The sequence below is a fragment of the Streptomyces sp. MBT65 genome (assembly GCF_016612545.1).
Taxonomy (GTDB): Bacteria; Actinomycetota; Actinomycetes; order Streptomycetales; family Streptomycetaceae; genus Streptomyces.
In genome coordinates, this window is the sequence record NZ_JAENRY010000468.1 from 1 (window position 1) to 4268 (window position 4268).

Sequence of the window (4268 nt, forward strand, 5' to 3'; positions counted from 1 at the left end):
CGTCTTCGAGGCGGACGGCCGCGCCCGCACCGCCCGCGCCGAGCTGCACGACCCGTTCCATGGGCGCGTCGGGCAGACCGCGCGCGAAGGAGGCGGCGAAGCCGGTGACGTCCGTGTTGTGACCGATCGCGCGGCCGTCCGCCTCGAAGACGACGGTGTTGACCGCGCCGAGCGCCTCGGCCTGCGGGGTGAGCCCGTCGAGGTGTTCGATGACGAGCTGCTTGCACGGGTGGGTGATGTTGAGCCCGTCGAAGCCCAGGTCGCGGGCGGCCCGCACCAGGTCGCCCACCGCCTCCGGGCCGACGCCGAGCACGTCGATGTCGATGAGCCGGTAGACGTAGCGCAGCCCTTGCCGGTCGGCCTCGCGTTCGTGCAGGGCCGGGCTGAGGGAGGGGCCGATGCCGGAACCGATCAGTCCGACGAGGTACGAGTCCTTGAAGACATCGGCCACGATGGCCCTCCCTGAGCGGCTCACTAATGTACGAACTAGTACGTTAGCTATACCAGGATCGCCGGACCGGGGGAAGCCCCGGACGGGAACTCGGCGTCTCCCCGCCGGGCCCCGGCTTCTAGAATCACCGGCACTGGCCCCTCGCCCGAAGGAACCCGATGACCAGCGTCGAAGAACCGGCACGACCGAACGGGCGGATCCGTGACGCCGCCCGCACCAAGGCCGAGATCCTCGACGTGGCCACCCAGGAGTTCGCGCGGGCCGGCTACGACGGCGCCCGCGTCGACGAGATCGCCGCCCGCACCCGCACCACCAAGCGGATGATCTACTACTACTTCGGCGGCAAGGAGCAGCTCTTCACAGCCGTCCTGGAGCGGGCCTACGGCGTGATCCGCGAGGCCGAACAGAGCCTGGACGTCGAGCACCTGGACCCGGTCGCGGCCATCCGCCGGCTCGCGGAGCTGACCTTCGACCACCACGAGCAGCACCCGGACTTCATCCGCCTGGTGTCCATCGAGAACATCCACGGGGCCGAGCACATCGCCGCCTCCGAGAAACTCGGGAAGATCGGCTCGCCCGCCCTCGACGTGACCGGCCGCATCCTGGCGTCGGGGCGGAAGTCCGGCCTGTTCACGGCCGACGTGGACGCCGTCGACCTGCACGCGATGATCAGCTCGTACTGCTTCTTCCGGGTCGCCAACCGGCACACCTTCGGCGCCCTGTTCGGCCGCGACCTGGTGGCACCGGAGCAGCGCGAGCACTACCGGACGATGCTGGGCGACATGGTGATCGCCTATCTGACGGCGGAGCGCACGACGGACTGAGGTCGCGTCGAGCTCGTATCGAGATCGCACCGGGATCACGCGACGGCACCTCTTGACACCCGGGAAACGTGAGCGCAACATCCCTACCCACCGGGACTAACTACCCAGTGGGTTAATTAGCCGCGATCCGGCAACGCCCCCACGCCTCCCCCTCCTCCCCTCTCCGCTCGCTCCGCCTACGGTGGAGTCTCCGCGAAGGAGCAAGCCGTGTCCGTCCCCGCCAAAGCCGTCGGGCAGCCGAAGAAGGCGGCAGCCGCCGCCTGGATCGGCAGCGCCCTGGAGTACTACGACTTCTTCATCTACGGCAGCGCCGCCGCGCTGATCTTCCCCAAGGTCTTCTTCGACGACTCGGACCCCGCGACGGCGACCCTGCTCTCGCTCGCGACCTTCGGGGTCGCCTACGCGGCCCGTCCGGTGGGCGCGCTGTTCCTCGGACACTTCGGGGACCGGGTCGGCCGCAAGAAGGTCATGATCTTCACGCTGCTGCTGATGGGCCTGTCGACGTTCCTCATCGGCTGCCTGCCCACCCGCGCCCAGGTCGGCTCGCTCGCCCCGGTCCTCCTCGTGCTGTGCCGGGTCCTCCAGGGCATCTCGGCGGCGGGCGAGCAGGCCAGCGCCAGTTCGATGACGCTGGAGCACGCGCCGTCGGACCGGCGCGGCTTCTTCACCAGCTTCACCCTCGGCGGCACCCAGGGCGGCCAGCTCCTCGCCACCCTCGTCTTCCTCGGCATCGCCCAACTCCCCGACAAGCAGCTGCTGTCCTGGGGCTGGCGGGTCCCGTTCTGGGCCAGCGTGCTGGTCGCGGTCGCCGGTTACTTCATGCGCCGCAAGCTCCAGGAGACCCCGGCCTTCGCCGAGCAGGCGGCGACCGAGGGGGTCGTGAAACTGCCGCTGCTGGTGCTGCTGCGCGAGCACTGGGCGGACGTCCTGCGGGTGATCGCGGGCGCGCTCATCGCCTCCGTCTCCACGATCTTCACCGTGTGGGCGCTGGCCTACGCGACCAGCGACTCCGTCGGCATGTCCCGCACGTCGATGCTGTGGGTGGGCGCGCTCGCCAACCTCGTCGCGCTCGCCGCGATCCCCCTGTGGGCGACCCTGTCCGACCGCATCGGCCGCCGCCCGGTGTACCTGATCGGCGCGGTCGGCAGCGCGCTCACGATGTTCCTCTACCTGTGGGCGATCTCGACGGGCTCCTACGCCCTCGTCCTGATCCTCGGCATCGTCACCTTCGGCGTCGTCTACAGCGCCGCGAACGGCGTGTGGCCCTCCTTCTACGGCGAGATGTTCTCGACCCGGGTGCGGCTGTCCGGCATGGCCATCGGCACCCAGATCGGCTTCGCCGTGGCCGGGTTCGCGGTCACCTTCGCCGCGCAGATCGCGGGTCCGGACGGCACGGACTGGTCCTCGGTGGCCCTGTTCACGGCGGCGCTGTGTGTCCCGCCGGTCATCGCCGCGGCCACGGCCCGCGAAACCAACAAGGTCCCGACGGAGCTGCTCGGCACGCGGTCGCCCCGGGAGGCGGCCCACCCGGAGACGGTGACGGCCTGACCGTCACCGCCCCGTGAGCACCCCCGGGTGCCGGACGCCCAGCGGGCTCCGGCACCCGGGGGTTTCGACTTCACCGCACGGCAACTCCGACTCCCGGCAGGCACGTGATTCGCCGCCAACCGGGGTAGGACGGTCAGTGGCCCGGTGACAGCGGCCTTCGTGAACCCGCGTGCGCGGGCGCCGCCAAGGCCCTTGCAGTCCTGCGCCGCCAGTAGGGCCTCCGCGTGCCCCGGCCGATTTCAGGGGCGGCCGGTGCACGCGGGCCCGGGGCTGACTATCGTTGCCCGATCACACGTGCGAAAGGTGGTCGAGGGCGTGGCGGGGGCCGAGGAGTGGATACGGGTGCCGGTCGGCGAGGACGCCGGCCGGTGGGCGACGCGGGGGCACAGCCGCAAGGTGCTGTTCGTCGTGCACAACGTGACCTCCGCGACCCGGCTCCTCGATGTGCTGCCGCTCTTCCACGACGATTTCCGGGTGCAGTTGCTGGTGACGTGCACGGAGTCGTCGGCGTTCCGGGCGGGGATCGCCGAGTTGCTGGCGGAAACGGGGGTGCCGGTGCTGCCCTGGGAGCAGGCCGTGCGAACACCGGTCGATTTGGCGGTGTCGGCGAGCTTCGGCGGTCAACTCCGGGCATTTTCCGGTGTATTGGCTGTGTTGTCCCATGGTGTCGGATACACTAAGAGGCTAGGGACACCCAACACCCAACACCCAACACCCGGCAGCGAGGCGGCGGAGCCCGCGGCTCCGGTTTTCGGGTTGTCGCCGGAGTGGTTGCTCGACGAAAGCGGACGGCCCGTCGCCGACGCGCTGGTGCTCTCGCACCCCGAGCAGTTGGAGCGGCTGCGTGCCGTCTGCCCCGAGGCCGCGTCCACCGGCGTACTGGCCGGTGATCCCTGCTGGGACCGCATGCTCGCGGCCCGCCCCTACCGGGAGCGCTACCGGCGGGCGCTCGGCGTCGCACGGGCCCAGCGCCTGGTCGTGCTCAACTCGACCTGGAACCCGGAGTCCCTCTTCGGCGACGACCTCCTGCCCTCCCTGCTCCCCCGGCTGACCTCCGAACTTCCCGTCGACGAGTACCGCTTGGCCGCCGTCCTGCACCCCAACATCTGGCACGGCCACGGCCCCGGCCAGATCCGCGCCTGGCTCGACCGCGCCCGCCGCGCCGGCCTCACCCTCGTCGACCCGCTGCACGGCTGGCGCCAGGCGCTGCTCGCCGCCGACGCGGTCATCGGCGACCACGGCTCGGTCACCTACTACGCCGCCGCTCTCGGCACCCCGGTCCTCCTCGGCGCGGCGCCCCTCGCGGGCCTCGCCCCCGACGCCCCGGTCCACGCCTTCGTCCGTACGGCACCCCGCCTGGACCCCACACTCCCGCTCGGCCCCCAACTGGCCCAACTCATCGCCACCCACCGCCCGTTGCCCGCCCCCGCCGCCTTCACCAGCTC

At 71.0% G+C, this 4268-nt stretch carries 2 protein-coding genes and 2 pseudogenes; 3 read left to right on the forward strand and 1 reads right to left on the reverse strand.

Annotated elements, in window-relative coordinates:
• Positions 1–451: pseudogene (locus JHN63_RS48270) on the reverse strand (shikimate dehydrogenase); the annotation flags it as partial.
• A gap of 158 nt (positions 452–609) precedes the next feature.
• On the opposite strand from JHN63_RS48270, the gene JHN63_RS48275 reads away from it, so the two are divergent.
• From JHN63_RS48275 to JHN63_RS48285, 3 genes and pseudogenes are all read left to right on the forward strand, one after another.
• Entirely contained in the window at positions 610–1275 is a 666-nt protein-coding gene (locus tag JHN63_RS48275; protein WP_200691487.1) for a TetR/AcrR family transcriptional regulator, read from the forward strand.
• Between the two features lie 207 nt (positions 1276–1482).
• Positions 1483–2823, forward strand: coding sequence for an MFS transporter (locus JHN63_RS48280; protein WP_200691488.1), 1341 nt, complete (start codon positions 1483–1485; stop codon positions 2821–2823).
• A gap of 294 nt (positions 2824–3117) precedes the next feature.
• A pseudogene (locus JHN63_RS48285) lies at positions 3118–4268 on the forward strand (hypothetical protein); the annotation flags it as partial.